16 protein-coding genes and 1 tRNA gene are annotated in these 17,775 nt (G+C 70.6%); 11 read left to right on the forward strand and 6 right to left on the reverse strand.

Annotation, left to right across the window (positions count from 1 at the left end; all coding sequences use genetic code 11):
- Positions 1-2 precede the first annotated feature (2 nt).
- The 3 genes from VFO26_RS05395 to VFO26_RS05405 form a co-directional block, all read right to left on the reverse strand.
- Positions 3-467, reverse strand: coding sequence for a (2Fe-2S)-binding protein (locus tag VFO26_RS05395; protein WP_325113879.1), 465 nt, complete (start codon positions 465-467; stop codon positions 3-5).
- Entirely contained in the window at positions 464-1,354 is an 891-nt protein-coding gene (locus VFO26_RS05400) for an FAD binding domain-containing protein (protein ID WP_325113880.1), read from the reverse strand. The genes VFO26_RS05395 and VFO26_RS05400 overlap by 4 nt, the downstream gene beginning before the upstream one ends.
- Positions 1,355-1,451: 97 nt before the next feature.
- Positions 1,452-3,713 (reverse strand): xanthine dehydrogenase family protein molybdopterin-binding subunit, encoded by a 2,262-nt coding sequence (locus VFO26_RS05405; RefSeq protein WP_325113881.1) that lies wholly within the window; start codon positions 3,711-3,713, stop codon positions 1,452-1,454.
- Between the two features lie 440 nt (positions 3,714-4,153).
- Here VFO26_RS05405 and VFO26_RS05410 point away from each other — a divergent pair, with 440 nt between their 5' ends.
- Together VFO26_RS05410 and VFO26_RS05415 are read left to right on the forward strand one after the other, a co-directional pair.
- Positions 4,154-4,474 carry a hypothetical protein gene (locus tag VFO26_RS05410; RefSeq protein WP_325113882.1) on the forward strand — a complete coding sequence of 107 codons (321 nt, stop codon included), beginning with the start codon at positions 4,154-4,156 and terminating at the stop codon, positions 4,472-4,474.
- Positions 4,471-4,875 (forward strand): ribonuclease HI family protein, encoded by a 405-nt coding sequence (locus VFO26_RS05415; protein WP_325113883.1) that lies wholly within the window; start codon positions 4,471-4,473, stop codon positions 4,873-4,875. Before VFO26_RS05410 ends, VFO26_RS05415 begins: the two co-directional genes overlap by 4 nt.
- A 3-nt stretch (positions 4,876-4,878) precedes the next feature.
- Here the strand turns inward: VFO26_RS05415 and VFO26_RS05420 are convergent, their stop codons facing one another.
- Both VFO26_RS05420 and VFO26_RS05425 read right to left on the reverse strand, forming a co-directional pair.
- Positions 4,879-5,676 (reverse strand): class I SAM-dependent methyltransferase, encoded by a 798-nt coding sequence (locus tag VFO26_RS05420; RefSeq protein ID WP_325113884.1) that lies wholly within the window; start codon positions 5,674-5,676, stop codon positions 4,879-4,881.
- A 199-nt stretch (positions 5,677-5,875) separates the two neighbouring features.
- Positions 5,876-6,493 (reverse strand): hypothetical protein, encoded by a 618-nt coding sequence (locus VFO26_RS05425; protein ID WP_325113885.1) that lies wholly within the window; start codon positions 6,491-6,493, stop codon positions 5,876-5,878.
- 99 nt (positions 6,494-6,592) lie between these two features.
- Between VFO26_RS05425 and VFO26_RS05430 the strand changes: the two genes are divergently transcribed.
- The 3 genes from VFO26_RS05430 (at position 6,593) to VFO26_RS05440 (ending at position 10,355) form a co-directional block, all read left to right on the forward strand.
- Positions 6,593-7,123, forward strand: coding sequence for a hypothetical protein (locus VFO26_RS05430; RefSeq protein ID WP_325113886.1), 531 nt, complete (start codon positions 6,593-6,595; stop codon positions 7,121-7,123).
- A 93-nt stretch (positions 7,124-7,216) separates the two neighbouring features.
- Positions 7,217-9,070 (forward strand): protein kinase domain-containing protein, encoded by a 1,854-nt coding sequence (locus VFO26_RS05435; RefSeq protein ID WP_325113887.1) that lies wholly within the window; start codon positions 7,217-7,219, stop codon positions 9,068-9,070.
- A gap of 73 nt (positions 9,071-9,143) precedes the next feature.
- Entirely contained in the window at positions 9,144-10,355 is a 1,212-nt protein-coding gene (locus tag VFO26_RS05440; RefSeq protein ID WP_325113888.1) for an ABC transporter substrate-binding protein, read from the forward strand.
- Between the two features lie 4 nt (positions 10,356-10,359).
- Here VFO26_RS05440 and VFO26_RS05445 read toward each other — a convergent pair whose 3' ends face one another.
- Complete coding sequence (locus VFO26_RS05445) at positions 10,360-11,934, reverse strand: BTAD domain-containing putative transcriptional regulator (protein WP_325113889.1); 1,575 nt, start codon at positions 11,932-11,934, stop codon at positions 10,360-10,362.
- A gap of 218 nt (positions 11,935-12,152) precedes the next feature.
- Here VFO26_RS05445 and leuA point away from each other — a divergent pair, with 218 nt between their 5' ends.
- The 6 genes from leuA to VFO26_RS05475 all read left to right on the forward strand — a co-directional run bounded on the left by leuA (position 12,153) and on the right by VFO26_RS05475 (position 17,770).
- Positions 12,153-13,847 carry a 2-isopropylmalate synthase gene (gene leuA / locus VFO26_RS05450; protein WP_325113890.1) on the forward strand — a complete coding sequence of 565 codons (1,695 nt, stop codon included), beginning with the start codon at positions 12,153-12,155 and terminating at the stop codon, positions 13,845-13,847.
- A gap of 66 nt (positions 13,848-13,913) precedes the next feature.
- A complete protein-coding gene (locus VFO26_RS05455) occupies positions 13,914-14,471 on the forward strand; it encodes a hypothetical protein (RefSeq protein WP_325113891.1) in 558 nt (185 codons plus the stop codon).
- Between the two features lie 65 nt (positions 14,472-14,536).
- Positions 14,537-14,610: transfer RNA gene (locus VFO26_RS05460), tRNA-Gly, on the forward strand.
- Between the two features lie 375 nt (positions 14,611-14,985).
- A complete protein-coding gene (locus tag VFO26_RS05465; protein WP_325113892.1) occupies positions 14,986-15,654 on the forward strand; it encodes a hypothetical protein in 669 nt (222 codons plus the stop codon).
- Positions 15,654-16,778, forward strand: coding sequence for a pyruvate dehydrogenase (acetyl-transferring) E1 component subunit alpha (pdhA, locus tag VFO26_RS05470; RefSeq protein ID WP_414653051.1), 1,125 nt, complete (start codon positions 15,654-15,656; stop codon positions 16,776-16,778). The genes VFO26_RS05465 and pdhA overlap by 1 nt, the downstream gene beginning before the upstream one ends.
- A complete protein-coding gene (locus VFO26_RS05475) occupies positions 16,766-17,770 on the forward strand; it encodes an alpha-ketoacid dehydrogenase subunit beta (RefSeq protein WP_325113894.1) in 1,005 nt (334 codons plus the stop codon). Before pdhA ends, VFO26_RS05475 begins: the two co-directional genes overlap by 13 nt.
- The last annotated feature ends 5 nt before the right edge of the window (positions 17,771-17,775 follow it).

Genomic DNA, 17,775 nt, shown 5'->3' on the forward strand with positions numbered 1-17,775 from the left:
CCTCAGCGCGCGCCTGCCACCGCGAGCACCGCCGTCACGATGCCGTCGTAGCCTGTGCAGCGGCAGAGGTTGCCGGAGAGTGCGATCCGCACCTCGTCCCCGGTCGGCGACGGGCTCTCGGCCAGGAGCGCGGTGGCCGAGATCAGCATGCCGGGCGTGCAGAAGCCGCACTGGACGCCTCCGTGCTCGAGGAAGGCGGACTGGAGCGGGCTCAGCTCCTGACCGTTCGCGAGGCCCTCGACGGTCGTCACCTCGCTTCCCTCGGCCTGCAGGGCGAGGTACGAGCAGCTGTTCACCGGCTTCCCGTCCAGCAGCATCATGCAGGCGCCGCACTCGGAGTCGTCGCATCCCTCCTTCGACCCGGTCAGGCCGACGTCGTCGCGCACGGCGTCGAGCAGGCTCGTGCCCGGCTCGAGCTCCACGGGGTACGTGACCCCGTTCACCCGGAGCGTCGCCGCGACCTTCACGCGTGGCTCCCGCTCGCAGGCACCGGAACATCCTGCCCCCGCGCGCGTGCGAGCGCGACGCCGATGGCGCGCCGCGCGATCACCTCCGCCATCGCCTTGCGGTAGCGCTCGGAGGCGCGCACGTCTGAGATGGGGAAGGACCCGTCCGCTGCCGCTCGAGCCGCCGCCGTCACGGCACCTCCCTCGGCCGTCGTGCCCAGCAGCGCGTCCTCGGCCTCGGGCACGCGTCGAATCGTCGGCGCGAGGGCGGTGATCGCCAGTCGTGCACCGGTGACGGTCCCCGCCTCGAGCGCGACGACCGCGGTCGCGCCGACGACCGCGATCTCCATCTGCCGGCGGTACTCGAGGCGGACGTAGGCACTTCCGGTCCCGGGCGCGGGAGGGGGGAGGTCGACCGAGACGAGCAACTCGTCGCTCGCCGCGACAGTCGAGCCCGGTCCTGCGAACAGGTCCCCGACGGCCACGGCACGCGTACCTGTGGCGGAGCGCAACGACACCGTGGCGTCGAGGCACAGCAGGGGGCCGCCGGTCTCCATCGCGGGTGACGCGTTCATGAGGTTTCCGCCGATCGTCCCGTGCGCCCTGGTGGCGTGCGAGCCGACGATCGCGCTCGCGTCGGCCAGCGCCGTGAAGCGCTCGCGGACGGACCGGTGCGCGACAACCTCGGCGTGGGTCGCGAGTGGCCCGAGCCGGAGGCCCCCGTCCACGTCCTCGACCCCGCGCAGCTCCGCCACACGGTGGATCGCGACGAGCGACTCCGGCAGCAGCGCCTTCCCCTGCCGCGCGCCGACGACGAGATCGGTGCCGCCCGCGACCGGGCGAGCGCCTCCGGCGAGGGCCGCGAGCGCCTCGTCGACCGTGGTCGCGGTGGAGAACGCCGTACTCATCGCCTTGCCGACGAGGACGGCCGAGTGTCGGACGTCGGGTGTGGGGACCGAGGTGCGCGACGCGCTTCCAGTCGAACACCCCCGACTGCCACCGACCTCACTGCCCCGCCTCCCAGACGCGCTCGGGGGTCATCGGCAGGTGCCGCACGCGCGCGCCGATCACCTTGGCGATCGCGTTCGCGATCGCTCCCGCGGTCGGGACGCACGGTGGCTCGCCGACGCCCTTCGACCCCTTCGGGCCCGCGTTCGGCGTGTCGGTCTCGATCCAGTCGATCTCGATCGCAGGCGCGTCCGAGGCGGTGATCAGCTTGTAGTCCAGGAGGTGCGGATTGCGCTGCCTGCCGAGCTCGTCCAGCTGCGTGCCCTCCGTCAGCGCCTGGCCGACGCCCATCACGACGCCGCCGTAGACCTGGCCGTCGGCCCCGGCGCGGTTGAGGATCCGGCCGCAGTCGTGCACGGCGGCGACGCGCAGGACGCGCACGACGCCGGTGTCGCGGTCGACCTTGACGTGCGCGGCGTGGGCGATCAGCTGCGGCGCGTGGAAGGACTCGTTCCCGAGCCGTCCGACGCACCCCTCGGCGGGGGCCACGGGCGCCTCGGGGACCTCGCCGGCGCCCTTCCCGTGGAAGGTTCCCTCGGCCGCGAGCTCGGCGACCGACACGGCCTTCTCCGGCGAGCCCTTCACGCGCACCGAGCCGGAGACGAGCTCGAGGTCCTCCCGTGCCGCCTCGAGCTTGTCGGACGCAGCGTCGAGGAGCTGCTCCCGCAGGTCGACGGCCGCGGCGATCACGGCGCGCGCGTTGTTGAAGGTCGTCTGCGAGCCGCAGGAGCCCGCGTCCCACGGCGCGGCGTCGGTGTCCTGGTAGAGCAGCGAGAAGTCCTGTGGCCGCATCCCGAGCTCGTCGGCGACGTACGTGGGCATCGCCATCACCGCGCCGGTGCCGTTCTCCTGCGCGCCCGTGACGATCGTGCCGGTGCCGTCGGGATTCAGCGTGACGTACGCTCCTGAGCTCCCCGCGAAGCACGGCCACCAGCCGCAGGCGACGCCGATCGCCTCGTCCTCGGGAAGCCCGTCACCGCCGCCGATCAGCTCCACGGCGCGGTCGAGCGTCTCCTTCATCGCGATCCGCTCGAGCACCTGGCCGGTCGCGGTCACCGAGCCCTCCTCGATCAGCGTGCGGCGGCGGAGCTCCACGGGGTCGAGCCCGAGCGCTTCCGCGAGCTCGTCCATGTGCTGCTCGAGGGCCCAGCAGACCTGCGGCGCCGTGGGCGCGCGGATCGACGACGACGGTTGGTTGTTGGAGTAGACGAGCGACGACTCGATCTGGACGGTCTCCAGCTCGTACGGCCCGTGCGCGTGCATTGCCGCCATCTGGGCGAAGAAACCGCCCTCACCGCAATAGGCGCCGCTGTCGAGCACGAGCCGCGCCCGGCGAGCGAGCAGGGTACCGTCGCTCCGCGCGGCAGTCTCGAGCTCGATCACCATTCCCTCGCGGCGGTGGCCGACGGCGACAAACTCCTCGTGACGCGAGAAGACGAGCTTCACGGGTCTCCCGGCGGCGCGCGCGAGAGCCGCGACGTGCCCCTCGAAGTGGAAGTCGCACTTCGCGCCGAAGCCGCCGCCGAGCAGCGGCACGATCACCCGCACGTTCGACTCGGGGATCCCGAGCGTGCGGGCGATCCCGGCGCGTGCGACGTACGGGACCTGAGTCGACGACCAGACAGTGACCCGGTGGCCCTGCCACTGCGCCACGATCGCGCGCGGCTCGATGGGCACGCCCTGCACGGGGTCGGTGACGTAGCTCCCTCGTACGACGACGTCCGCTGCGGCGAGCGCTGTGTCGACGTCGCCCTTCACGATCGTCGAGAACCCGAGGACGTTGTGGTGCCGGCCGAGCTCCTCGTCCCCCTCGTACGACTCCCAGTCGGAGTGCACGAGTGGCGAATCCGTCGCGAGCGCCGCCTCGAAGTCGGTCACGACGGGCAGCTGCTCGAGCTCGACCTCCACGAGAGCGGCGGCCTCTCGCGCGAGCTCGGGCGTCACCGCGGCCACGCCGGCCACGATGTCCCCCTCGAAGCGGACGGTCTCGCGGGCGAAGAGCCGCCGGTCCGCGACCATGCCTCCGTAGAGGACATCGGGCACGTCCTCGTGGGTCAGCACGGCCAGCACGCCGGGCAGTGCGCGCGCCTTCGCCGCGTCGATTCGCGTGATGCGGGCATGCGGGTGATCCGCGTAGCGGAACGCGGCGTGGAGCTGGCCGGTGAGCGTCAGGTCGGCCGTGTACCGGCCAGTACCGGTCACCTTCTCGCGCCCGTCCGGGCGGACGAACGTCCCCGGTTCATCCTCGACGGCGGTCACGGCTCAATCCAACCAGGCGCGCCGGGCTTCGGCCAGGGCGGCGGGGCTTGGGCCCGAGGCGGTGGCTTCAGGGACGAGGTGCCGAAACGCGACGCCGGTCGACGCCCGAGTGCGCTGAATGCCGCACACGTCGGGAAACCAGGCTGCTACCCAGGTCACATCGCGTGAGCGCTGCGGCGAGCCGAGCGAGCCGCCCGACCCACGGATCGGAAGCCCTCGCAGCTCCTGCGTCGAGCGCCGCCCCTACGAAGGACAGCCTCCTCGTCGATCCCCCCACGTCGCATGCCCCCTTTTCCCCTGCCCGTCCTGCCACCGCCTCGGGCGAGCGGGATCCTGCCAGATGCCTCCGCGATTTGCAACCTTCGTCACGAGACCCGACGGGGTCACGAGGACGGACGGGACCCGGCGACCCGTGATCCACCGGGGTACAGTCCGCCGCCATGTCCTCGTCGTACAAGCTCGTGTGGTTCGTCCCGGCCTCGCATCTCTCCTCGACCCGCGATGCGGTGTTCGTGGCCGGCGCGGGCTGGATCGGCGACTACTCGCGCTGTTCCTGGTCGACGCTCGGAGAGGGTACGTTCCGCGGAGGGGAGGGGACGAAGCCAACGGTCGGCGAGGCGGGGCGCGACACGCGGGTCGCCGAGTACCGCGTGGAGACCGTCGTCCCGGCCGAGAAGCTCGAGGCCGTCGTCGCCGCCCTCCGCCGCGCCCACCCGTACGAGGAGCCGGCCTTCGACGTCTATGAACGCGTCGACGCGTGAAGGCGCGCCTCTGGACGGACGGCGGGGCGCGAGGGAACCCCGGGCCGGCGGCCTACGCCTTCGTGCTCGAGACCGAGGACGGGACGGTCCTGGAGGCGCGCGGCGAGTCGATCGGGATCGCGACCAACAACGTCGCCGAGTACTCGGCGCTCGTTGCCGGGCTCGAGCGCGCCGCTGAGGCCGGCGTTTCGGAGCTCGAGGTGCTTTCGGACTCCGAGTTGATGGTCAAGCAGATGCGCGGCGAGTACCGTGTCAAGAACCGGGACCTGCAGACACTGTTCCTCGAGGCGTCGCGCGCCGCCCGGGACGTCGGTCGCGTCAGCTACGAGCACGTCCGCCGTGAGCACAACGAGCTCGCCGACCGCCTCGTCAACGAGGCGCTCGACGCCGCCGCCCCCTGAGGGCTACGACTTCCGCACGCCGACGACCAGGTGGTAGACGCGGTCGAGGGCGACGCCCTCGTCCGTCCTCTGTTCCTCCAGGTAGCCGACGAGCTCGTCGTGGAATGCATCGGCCCGCTCGGGAGGGAGGTTCGCCAGCAGGGTCTTGATCGGCCCGAAGCTCGTCGACATCAGCTCCCAGAACTCCTCGCCCGTGTCCGCGTGCTGCGGTGTGTTGTGCGTCGTGATCGTCAGCGCGAACGCGCCTCCGAGCAGCCGTTCGCAGTACGCGGGATCACCCCACTGCAGGGCCGTGCCCGCTCCGGGTGGCGGGGGTGGCGCGTAGCGGCCGATGATCTCGAAGAACTCGTCGACGCCGCCCTCGGTCGCCCACGCCGTGAGCGCGAGTCGTCCGCCCGCGCGGCAGACACGGGCGAGCTCGGACGCGACGACGGGGTGGTTCGGCGCGAAGATCGCTCCCACCGACGAGGTGACGATGTCGAAGCTCTCGTCCGGATAGCCGAGGGCCTCGACGTCGCCCACCTCGAACCGCGCGTGGGCGCCACGCTCCGCAGCCTGCCTGCGGGCGGTCTCGACGAGTGTCGGAGAGAGATCGATGCCCGTCACCTCCGCCTCGGTCTCGGCGGCCATGAACGCGAGCTCACCCGTGCCGCACCCGACGTCGAGCCAGCGATCGCCCGAGCCCCCTCGCACGGCGTCGACGATCGCTTCGTGCATGTCGGCAAGCGTCTCGGCGATGCGCTCGAAAGGAGCCGACCCCCACATCGCCGCGTGCCGGTTCTTCAGCTCCTCGTATGGCATACGCGTCCTCCTCGTCGATCGGTGTCAGACACCGTTTTCTGTCAAGCCCAGGTCGTGCCAGGTGTGTGCCGATCGTTCCACAGCCGGTTGCAGCATGCCTCGGCGGCTCGATCGCCGCCCTGGGGACAACCGCGCGCGGCCGAAACGGACCACTTGACGCGAAACAGTGTCTGACACCGTCCTCCGCGCGCGCCGCGGCCTACCGCGTGCGGTCGCTCAGGTAGAGGTGCCAGAGCAGGCGCGCGGCGGTCGCCCGGTGTGGCCGCCACGCCTCGCCGATCAGCTCGAGCTCGTGCGGCGAGGGACGCGCCTCGAGGCGCCGGGCACGTCGCGCACCCTCCTGCAGCGCGATGTCCCCGACGGGCCACGTGTCCGGTCGCCGGAGCGCCGAGAGGAGGTAGACCTCGGCGGTCCACGGCCCGATCCCCGGCAGGGCGACGAGCGCGGCGCGCGCCGCCTCGTCGTCGAGCAAGGTAACGGCGTCGAGGTCGAGCGACCCCTCCTCGATCGCGCCGGCGAGGGCCCGGACGTAGCGCGCCTTCTGGCGGCTGAAGCCGTCCCCTCGGAGCTGCTCGTCGGTCGAGCGCAGGATTCCCTCCGTGGTCAGGCCGCCCAGCCGCCCGACCAGCCGGTCGTAGGCCGCCCGCGCCGAGGCGAGCGAGACCTGCTGCTCGAGGATCAGGAGGACGAGGGTCGCGAGGCCGGGCTCGCGCGCCCAGAAGCTGGGCCGACCGTGACGATCGACGATCGCCGCGAGGTCGGGATCGTCGGCCGTGAGCTCTGCCACGGCGGCCGCGAACAACGCCTCGTCGAGCATTGCCTGACCGTACCCAGCGGGCGTCCAGTGGATCTCCAGCCGCTCCCGGGAGTCTGGCGGCGAAGCGCGGCGCGGGGCCGTGCCGGGAAGGGAGGCGACATGAAGCTTCACGTGAGATGGACACTCGCCGCGGTCGGGCTCGTGGCTGTCGCGGTCCTCGGAGCCGCCGGGCCGGCGGCGGCGGCCGGTGCGTCGCAGGTCGACGGTATCCAGACGCTCGTCGACATCGGAGACCCGTTCGACCCGGCCGACGACGTGTCCGCGATGGACGGATACGGCGGCGGGCGTCCCGCGCTGATCGGGCTGTGGTACACCCGGACGTTCGTCGTCGGCGTCGTGACACCGTCCGGCGTGGTCACTGCGACGGGGACCGAGGAGTTCGTCGGATGCCTCGACTCCAACGGTGACCGGAGCTGCGGAGGGTCGGAGCCTTCGGGGACGCTCGCGTTCACCTACATGTACTCGGGCAAGTTCGACCCGGTGACGTTCGCGACACAGCACGGACGCTGCCACCATCCGATCACGGGGGGCACCGGCGACTTCGAGGGTGCGACGGGAGTTCTCCACTTCAAGGAAGACCCGGACGCGGGCTGCTCGTACTACGCGGGCCACCTCACGCTGGGGGGATGAGCGACGCGTTGCCGGCCGGAGCCCCGGTGGCTTCGGCCGGCAACGTTGCATCGCCGATGTCGATCGTGCAGTCTGCAACGAGCAGGAGGGGCTGTGGCGGTAGGAAGGCGCATCGCGGCGGGTGACGTCGTCGCCGGTTACGAGGTCGGCGAGCTCGTCGGCCGTGGAGGCATGGGTGAGGTCTTCCGCGCCGTCGACGTCCGCCTCGACCGGCCTGTGGCGCTCAAGCTGCTGGTGGAACAGCTCTCCGGTGACGACGGCTTCCGCGAGCGGCTCCTCCGCGAGTCGCGCCTTGCCGCGAGCCTCGATCACCCCAACGTCGTCCCGATCTACGAGGCAGGCGAGGCCGACGGCCGGCTGTTCATCGCCATGCGCTACGTCGACGGCACCGATCTCAAGTCGCTTCTGCGCCGTGAGGGGCCGCTCGAGCCGGAGCGCGCGCTGGCTATCGCATCCCAGGTGGCGGAGGCACTCGACGCCGCGCACCGGAAGGGCCTCGTCCACCGCGACGTGAAGCCGTCCAACGTGCTGCTCGACCAGGAGGGCGGCCGCGAGCACGTCTACCTGGCCGACTTCGGGCTCACCCAGAGCGTCTCGGACACCGGCCCGACGGACGGCCAGCTGATGGGGACCGTCGACTACGTCGCGCCCGAGCAAATTCGCGGCGACCGCGTCGACGGCCGGGCCGACGTCTACGCCCTCGGCTGCCTCCTGTTCGAGACCCTGACTGGCACCCTGCCGTTCTCCGGTGGCTCGGATGTCGCGGTCGTCTACGCCCACCTGGAAGAGGATCCGCCTCGGGCGAGCGAGCGACACACAGGACTGCCCCAGGCCCTCGATCCAGTTCTTGCTCGTGCCATCGCAAAGCAGCCCGGCGACCGGCAGACGACGTGCGGCGAGCTCGTGACAGAGGCGAGGGAGGCGATCGGGCTCGTCCAGGGAAGACCCTTGACTCGCCTTCGGGTCGCGCTCGTCGCTTTCGCGGCGGCCGTGCTCGCTGCCGCAACTGCGGCGGGGATCGTGCTCGCCACGCGTGGAGACGGCACGACGACGGCCGTCAGCGGGGGGACGCTCGTGCGGATCGACCCCGGCACCAACGAGGTGACGGCGTCGTATCCCGTGTCGGCGACCCCCGGTGTCGTCACCACGAGCGGCAATCGCGTCTGGCTCGGGGACTTCCGCGACGGGTCGCTGTGGCGTCTCGACACGGAGACCGGCGACCTCCAGCGGTTCACCACGACGGGCGAGCCGCGGGATCTCACCGCGCTCGGGAACCGTCTCTACGTGGCCGGCGACGGCGAGACCGTCATCGAGGGCACGGTGACGCGGTACGACGCCGTGACCGGCACGCGCGAGTCGAGCGTCGAGGTGCTCGCCTGCTCCCTCGCCGCTGGTGAGGGCGTGCTCTGGGTCGCGGGTTGCCCGTTCGTCCAGCGCCTCTCGACGGACGGAGGGAGGCTCAGGGTGCTCGTGACCGCCCTCGTACCGTCTCAGCGGAGGCGCTCGGCCGAAACCATGCGTAGCGCGATGCGGGACATGGCTGTCGGAGCGGGAGCGCTCTGGGTGGTGGGCGACCCGGTCGACCGAAGGGTTTTCCGCGTCGACCGTCTGAACGGGGAGATCCTCGGAACAACCCCCCTTCCGTTCGCCCCACGGTCGATAGCAGTCGGCGAGGGAGCCGTCTGGGTCACAGGCCCGATGGACGATGTCGTTGCGCGTCTCGAGCCCACAACGGGTCGGCGTACTCAGACGATCGAAGTAGGGCGTGGCGCGAGCGGCGTGGCTGTCGGCGACGGGAGCGTGTGGGTTACGAGCTCGTTGGACCGGGAGGTGTCGCGAATCGACCCCACATCCGGCGAGATCGTGGCGCGGATCGGCATCGAGGGTGCGCCCCGCGAGGTCGTCGTTGGCGCCGGCGGGGTGTGGGTGACGACGGATGCCGGGTAGTCGCGTCCTTGCTGCGATCGCCCTCGGGCTCCTCTCCACGGTCGCCGCGGGTTGCAGCTCCGACTCGCGAGCCGTGCGAATCGGCCTACTCACCGACTGCCAAGGGCCGTTGTACGGCTACGAGGACGCCCAGCTGTCCGGCGCAGAGCTGCCGTTCCTTCACCGCGGCGCGCGCCTCGTCGGCACGGGGCCGAGCGACGGCGTCACCGCGATAGAGGTCGGCGGTCGCAGGGTCGTGCTCGTCCACGGGTGTCAGGAGACCGGCGAGCACACCGTGTACATCGAAGAGGCGCGTCGGTTGCTCGAGACCGAGCAGGTCGACGTCCTCATCGGTGGTGCGACCGTGGTGGCACGTGATCTCGCACACCGGTACCCCGAGGTGCCTTTCGTGAGCACGTTCTGGAACGAGCAGGAGGTGACACTTCGGCGCCCGGCTGCGAATCTCTTTCGCTTTTCGCCCGATTACGCTCAACAAGTAGCCGGGCTTGGTTCGTACGCATACCGCGATCTCGGCTGGCGCCGTGCTGCTGTCGTCGCCGGGGACGGGCCCCCGGGCTGGGCGGGAGCAGCTGCGTTCGCCGCGGAGTTCTGCGCCCTGGGTGGGAAGGTGGTCACGACCGCGTACCGATCCCCGTTCACGGGCAAGCCGGATGTGGTCACCCGTTCCCTGGCGGTGGGCCCGGATGGGGTGGCAGCGTTCCTCGGCTTTCTCGACGACCCGGTCGCGGTCCTGGCGCCACTGGCCACCCGGCTCGGGGACTCACGACGGCTGCTGGTTTCCGGTCTGTTCATGGAAGATTCGGCGCTCATGAAGATCCTTGGCCCCGGGCTCGACGGCGTCGTCGGCACAACCTGGCTGCCGTCGACGCCACCGTCTCCCGTCCTGCGCGACTATCGCAGGCGCTACAAGGCTGCTTACCCGGGCGTCCCGGCCCAGTTCGGAAGCCAGTCCTGGGTGATCGGCTACCACAACGCCGTGGAGGCGACGCTTTCAGCGCTGGAGCGTCTCGAGTCCGGTGACGTGCGCTCGGGGCTGATGGCGGAGCTCGCACGACTTCGGCTCGAGCTGCCCGACGGGGAGACCAGGCTCGACGGGAACAGGCAGGCCGTGCGAGACACGTATCTCTCACGTGTCCGTTCCCGGCACGGGCGAACGACTTTCGAGCCGGTGAGCGTCGCCGCCAACGTCGAGCAGACCTTCTCCGGCCTTCTCTCCGAGGCACCGCCGCCCGGGCCGGGCACGCAGCCCTGCCGGAAAGCCGCGCCGCCCGCCTGGGCCCGTTGAGCGGTTAGCCGGCGATCGTCCAGGTGAACCGCGTCTCGCTCTCGCGGGGCGCGAGACCGCCGGGCCGCATGCCGCGTCGCACGAGAACCGTCGGCGACGACGTCTGGGTCGCGAGCGCCGTGCGGGCACGGCCGAGGCCCTCCCGCCTCCAACGGTCGGTCAGCCCGACGACGACCACGCCGGCGTCCCGGGCAGCGTCGACGAGGGCATCGGGATCCGGCTCGACGAGCGCCGGCTCGGCGGGAACGCCCAGCGCGCGCTGCACGGCGATCGACGCGTGAGCGAGCAGCCTGCTCGCATCCCTCCCGTCAGCGCCAATCGTGGCGCCGGCGAGCCGAAGGCTCGTTCCCCGGCTCCGCGCGAGCCACGCTCCGAGCTCGACCGCGGCCCAGTCGTGCTCGGCGCCCGCGAACGGCACGACGATCTCCCCCCGTCCCGGAGGGCCGCCGACGACGACGCCGACGTCGCACGGAGCGTGGTCGAGAAGGGCGAGCACGCGCGCGTCCTCGAGCAGGCCATCGGGCGCATCCACGAGGAGCAGGTCGACGTCGTGCTCGTGCGCCAGGCGCGCCATGTCGGCGCCCGGGGCCACGGATGTGAACACTGCGGCCCTCGCTTCAACCCCGTCCGCGACAAGGCGCGCGCGAAGCTCGTTGACCAGCGTCCCGGCGGAGCTCAACTCGCCCGGCGAGGCAACTGTCGTGAGGACGATGAGCTCGCGCGTCGGCTCGCACGTCAACGGTGCCGCCAGGATCGCGAGCCCCTCGGCACGATCGGGTGCGAGCGCCGCCACGAGGATCGAGCGCTTCGCCTGCGCCTCCGGTTGAGCCGTGGGTGCGAGGCTCGCGTCGTGTCGCAGCATCGCGGCGTGCAACTCCGTCAGCCACGCGCTCGGCTCGATCCCCAGCTCGTCGACGAGCATCGACCGTGCGTTGCGATACGTCTCCAGCGCCTCGGCCTGTCGCCCGGACCGGTAGAGAGCGGTCATCAGCAGCGCCCGGGTTCGCTCGCGAAGTGGATGCTCGCGGACCAGCCGGTCGAGCTCACCGACGACGTCCGCGTGGAGGCCGAGCGCGAGATCGGCCTCGATCCGGCGCTCCACAGCGAGCAGACGCAGTTCGTCGAGCCGTGCGATCGGCGGCTCGAGCGACGGTTCGTCCGCGATGTCCGCGAGCGCCGGTCCCCTCCAGAGCGTGAGTGCCTCCCGCAACGCCGCGGCCGCGGTCGACGGATCGTCTCGCTCGAGTGCCTGGCTGCCTTCGTACGCGAGCCGCTCGAATCGCTGGAGGTCGAGCGCGCCGCTCGACACCCGCAGCACGTACGCCGCGCCTCGAGTCTCGATCGCATCCTTGCCGAGCGCCTTGCGGAGCCCCGAGACGTAGCCCTGCACGAGGTTCGCCGCGGAGCCGGGCGGGTCGTCGCCCCAGAGAGCGTCGATCAGGCGCGAGGCCGGCACTACGGTGTTCGGCTGGCAGAGGAGCAGCGCGAGCACAGCGCGTTGCTTGGGGCCGCCGAGTCGCGCCTGGCGCCCGTCGACGTCGGCCTCGAGCGGGCCCAACAGGCGGTACTCGACGTGCATCGGCCGACCCTACTCAGGCCGAGCGCGTTGCCGCCATGGCTCCGCTCCGTTAGGGTGGCGGCATGCGCGAACGGCTCGAGCTCTCATCGACCGGCCTCGACCTCGCGCTCGGCCTGCTCCTCCTTCCCCGGTAGGGGAAGCGAGCGACGCACATATCCACGCCGTGCTCCCGCACATCGCCGGGAGAGGTACGCCCCGCCGAGGAGAAGAGGCCATCCATGCCGATGCCGTTTCACCACTACCGCCCCTACGTCACCGTCGACCTGCCCGATCGCACGTGGCCCGACGTCGTCCTCCGGCAGGCGCCGATCTGGTGCTCGACCGACCTGCGCGACGGGAACCAGGCGCTCGTCAACCCCATGGATGCAGCGCGCAAGCGGCGCTTCTTCGACCTGCTGGTCAGCCTCGGGGTCAAGGAGATCGAGGTCGGGTTCCCGGCCGCCTCGAAGGCCGACTTCGACTTCTGCCGCGTCCTCGTCGAGGAGGGCCTGATCCCCGACGACACCACCATCGCCGTCCTCACGCAGGCCCGCCCCGAGCTGATCGAGCGCACCTTCGAGGCGATCGAGGGGGCGGAGCGGGCGATCGTCCACCTCTACAACTCGACCTCCGAGACGCAGCGGCGCGTCGTGTTCCGCCTCGGGCAGGACGGGATCACGCGCCTCGCCGTGCGCGGCACCGAGCTCTGCAAGGAGCTCGCCGGGCAGACCCCGACCGAGATCGTCTTCCAGTACTCGCCCGAGAGCTTCCACCACACCGAGCTCGAGTACGCGCTGGAGATCTGCGAGGCGGTGGCGGACGAGTGGGGTCCCACGCCGGCGGCCAAGATGATCGTCAACCTCCCGACGACGGTCGAGGCCTTCCCGCCCAACGTCTACGCCGACCGGATGGAGTGGTTCATCCGGCACTTCTCCCACAGAGAGAGCGCGATCCTCTCCGTCCATCCCCACAACGACCGGGGGACGGCGGTCGCCACGGCCGAGCTGGGGTTGATGGCCGGTGCCGAGCGGGTCGAGGGCTGCCTGTTCGGGAACGGCGAGCGCACGGGGAACGTCGACCTGATCACCCTCGCGCTGAACCTCCTGACGCAGGGAGTCGACCCCGGACTCGACCTGAGTGAGCTCGACGAGGCGCGTCGGACGGTCGAGGAGTGCAACGAGCTGCCGGTGCATCCGCGGCACCCGTACGTCGGTGAGCTGGTCTACACCGCGTTCTCGGGCTCGCACCAGGACGCGATCAAGAAGGGGATGGACGCGCAGGAGCGCTCCGGTTCGAGCGGCTGGGACGTTCCGTACCTGCCGCTCGATCCCAAGGACGTGGGCAGGGACTACGAGGCGATCATCCGGGTCAACTCGCAGTCCGGGAAGGGCGGCGTCGCCTACCTCATGAAGACGGAGCACCACCTCGATCTGCCCCGCGGCCTGCAGATCGACTTCGCCCAGAAGATCCAGGCGATCACCGACGTCCGAGGCGGCGAGCTGACGGGCGACGAGTTGATGGAGGCCTTCACGCAGCACTACATCGGCGTGGAGGAGCCGTTCGTGCTGGTCTCGTACGCGCACGAGAGCGGGGAGGACGGCGACCGGCTCGTCGCACGGATGCGCCACGAGGGGGAGGGCGTCGTCGTCTCGGGAGAGGGGAACGGGCCGATCGCCGCACTCGTGCACGGCATCGAGCAACGCTTCGGCGTCGACGTCGACGTCCGCGACTACCACGAGCACGCGATGTCGAGGGGAGAGGACGCCACCGCGGCGGCCTACGTCGAGGCTGACGTGGACGACGAGGCGTTCTGGGGGGTCGGGATCCATCCGTCGATCGTCACCGCGTCGCTCCGGGCGGTGGTCAACGCGGTGAACCGCGCCCACGTGGCGCGGGCCGCCCGAGAGGAGGCCGTCGCCGCCTTCGACGACTGAGCCGTCGTTTGCCGATCCGGTGCGTCGGGTATCGCCCCTCCGGCACGACAAAGGAGGAGCATCGGCATGGATACGACGTGGTGGATCGTGATCGCGGTGGCCGCGGCCGTCGTCCTCGTCGCGCTGGCGGCCTGGGCTTACACGCAGTCGAGGCGGCGCTCGGCCCTGCAGGATCAGTTCGGCCCTGAGTACGACCGCACGGTCGATTCGACCGGGTCGAGGCGCAAAGCGGAACGCGAGCTCGCCGAGCGCGAGAAGGCTCACGAGGAGCTCGAGATCCAGCCGCTCTCGGAGGCCGCGCGGAGCCGGTACATGGATGACTGGCAGCGCGCCGAGCAGCGGTTCGTCGACGACCCGGAACTCGCGGCCCGCGAAGCCGACAGCATCGTCCGGGGCGTCTTGACCGAGCGCGGCTACCCGGATGACGACTTCGACACGCAGGCCGCAGCGGTCTCCGTCGACCATCCCCAGGTCGTGTCGCGCTATCGCCACGGGCACGAGATGATCCACGGCAACGGCGCGAGCGGCGCCGAGCGGACCGAGAACCTTCGCAAGGCGATGGTCGACTTCCGCTCCGTCTTCGAGCAGCTGGTCGAGCCCCAGCGGGAGACGGTGGAGCGCTAGAGGCACCCACGGGCGGCGACTCGGCGCAGGAACGCGGCCGGGTCGCCGCTATAGTTGGCCCTCGTGCGGATGTAGCTCAGTTGGCTAGAGCGTCTGCTTGCCATGCAGAAGGTCGAGGGTTCGAGTCCCTTCATCCGCTTCGAACGAAACCCCCGCTCAGGCGGGTGGCAGAAAATGAGGTCGTCGCCCGAGGGACGAAAGCTCGCGCCGCGACTACGTTCGATTCATGGTCGAGTTACCTCGTCGTCGCTCGTGTGGCCCGGGTCGCGTCGATGGACCCTGACCTCGCGATCACAACTGCCTTCACTAGCGAGGTCCTCCTGTTTGCCGTTGGCGGCGGGCTGCTGGTCGCCCGTGAGGTCCGCGAGAGTCGGTCGCACGCCGCGGGTGAGCAGGCGCGCGAGGTTCTCCGGGATACGGGTCCGCGGGGGCAGCGATGGCCCTCACCGCACGAGAGCCTCGGGGTGCGAGGTGGGCGCTCGTGAACATGACGCCGCCTCTCCGGGCCTCGGGGGTGAAGGCGAAGCTCGCGTTTGTTCTCGCCTCGACCACCGGCATCCTTACCGCCGCTGCGCTCCTCGTTGCGCTCGTCGTCGACCCGCCGGCGCTTGGTTGGGTCGGCTTCGCCATCACGTCCGCGGTCGTTATTGGCTTGGCGGCCGCGGCCACGCTGTTGCTGCCGCGTATCCGTGTCAGTCCTGCCTGGCCCGCGGTCGCCGCCGACGCGGCGCGGCGGCTTCTCGCCATAGTCGACGCGTACTGCAGCGAGGAGGAACTGTGCGACGAGATCGAGGCGCGCCTTGACGGTGACGTCACCGTTCATGTCGTCGTTCCGGTTCGTCTCTCCCATCTTCACTTTCTCGCCAACGACGACGCTCGGGAACGGCGTTTCGCGGACGAGTCCATGCGCGTGATGGTCGGACTTCTGCGCCGACGCGGTATTTCGGCGACCGGCCGGGTCGGCAGCGACAAGCCGCTCGAGTCCATGGTCGACGCGCTCGCTGCGTTCCCTGCCAGTCAGGTGTTGCTCGCGACTCCAGCCGAAGAGCCGTACTGGCTGGAACGCGACCTGCTCGCGAAGGCGCAGGATCTCACGAAGGTTCCGGTGACGAGCGTCGTCGTTCCGACGTCGCGGAGGGCGCCGTCGGCGCTCCCAAGCGTACGGCCCCGGCAAGTAGGTTGATGCGAGAATCTCGTAGGCGGACCCTTCGAGCGCAAGAAGGCGAGGTAGTGGCGAGAGCAGCCGAGAGGGCGCGCGACGTGTTGCAGGACAGCGAGCACGCCCGCCGCCTGTTGCGCATGATGCTGCTCATCCGGCGTTTCGAGGAGCGCGCCGAAGAGCAGTACACGCGGGCCCGCATTGGCGGTTACTGCCATCTGGCGATCGGCGAGGAGGCGGCCAACGTCGGCAGCATCGACTGCTTGGAAGCCGACGACTACCTGTTCGTCAGTTACCGCGATCATGCCGCGGCGCTTGCCGTCGGGAGCTCGCCGGAAGCGGTCATGGCCGAGTTGTTCGGCAAGGAGACGGGTGTAGCCGGCGGATACGGCGGCTCGATGCACCTGCTCGACGTCGAGCGTCGTTTCCTGGGCGGCTGGGGCATCGTCGGGGGCCATCTTCCGATTGCGGTCGGAGCAGCGCTCGCGATCGACTATCAGGACGGGCCCGGCGCGGTGCTCTGTCAGTTCGGCGACGGCGCCACCAACATCGGAGCATTCCACGAAGCTCTCAACCTCGCTGCTATCTGGCATCTGCCGATCGTGTTTCAGGTGATCAACAACCTCTACGGGATGGGCACGTCGGTGAAGCAGGCGTCAGCCGAGCCTGAGCTCTTCAAGCGCGCCTGCGCCTACCGGATGCACGGCGAGCGGGTGGACGGGAACGACGTGCTCGCCGTCCGCGACGCCACCGGCCGTCTGCTCGCGCGCGCGCGTGAGGAGTCCGAGCCCGCGCTGCTCGAGACGACGACCTACCGCCTCCGGGGCCACTCGGTGGCCGACGCCGGCAAGGTCTACCGCACCGCCGAGGAGATCGCGTCCTGGCGGGAGCGCGATCCGATCACGCGCTATGTCGAGATCCTCCGCGAGCGCGACCTGCTCGACGACGAGGAGCTCGACACGATGCGCAAGCAGGTCGCCGACGAGGTGAGCGAAGCGATCCGCGAGGCGGCGGCCGCGCCGACGCCGGACCCCGACGAGCTGTACGAGAACGTGTACGGCGACGAGCAGTGGCGCGACCAGTTCGCCCGGATGAACACGGCGGCGCCGTATGGCGAGCGCAGGGAGACGCGATCGTGGCAGAGGTGACCTACCGCGAAGCGCTCAGACGGGCCCTCGACGAGGAGCTCGGCCGCGACGAGCGCGTGTTCCTGATGGGCGAGGAGATCGGCCGCTTCGAGGGCTCGTACAAGGTCACGGCGGGGCTCTGGGAGAAGTACGGGCCCAAGCGTGTGCGCGAGACGCCGATCTCCGAGGAAGGCTTCGTCGGGGCCGGGATCGGCGCCGCGATGCTCGGCCTCCGACCCGTGGTCGAGATCATGACGATCAACTTCATCCTCGTGGCACAGGACATGGTCGTGAACCATGCGGCCAAGATCCGCTACATGTTCGGCGGGAAGGTCGGCGTGCCGATGGTCATCCGCACCCCGGCGGGCGCGGGCGCCCAGCTGACAGCACAGCACTCACAGTCGCTCGAGGTCTGGTTTGCACACACACCGGGCCTGAAAGTCGTCGCGCCCTCGAACCCTCGAGACGCGTACGGGCTGCTGAAGACCGCGATCCGCGACGACGACCCCGTGCTCTTCGTCGAGAACCTGGTGCTCTACAACGCGACCGGCAGCATCCCGGAGCCGGACGAGGACTTCACGGTGCCGCTCGGCCGCGCGGACATCGCGCGCGAGGGCACCGATCTCACGATCGTCGCGCACTCGTACACCGTCCGGCGCGCGCTCGCCGTCGCCGACCGGTTGGCCCAGAGCGGCTTCGAGGCCGAGGTCGTCGACCTGCGCTCCCTGCGCCCGCTCGACGTCGACACCGTGGTCGAGTCGGTGCGCAAGACGAACCGCGTCCTCATCGCGGAGGAGGGTTGGGCAACCTTCGGAGTCGGCGCCGAGCTCGCCGCTCGTGTCGGCCGCGCGTGCTTCGACGACCTCGACGCCCCGCCCGAGCGCGTCGGCGGCGCTGAGGTCCCGATGCCGTACTCGAAGCCGCTCGAGCTGGCCGCGCTCGTGCTCGAGGACAAGGTGGAGGCAGCGGCCCGTTCGCTGCTCGCCGAATCCGGGCTCGTGGAGACCGGGTAGGAGAC

Source organism: Gaiella sp. (assembly GCF_035710885.1).
In the GTDB taxonomy this organism is placed as follows: Bacteria; Actinomycetota; Thermoleophilia; order Gaiellales; family Gaiellaceae; genus Gaiella.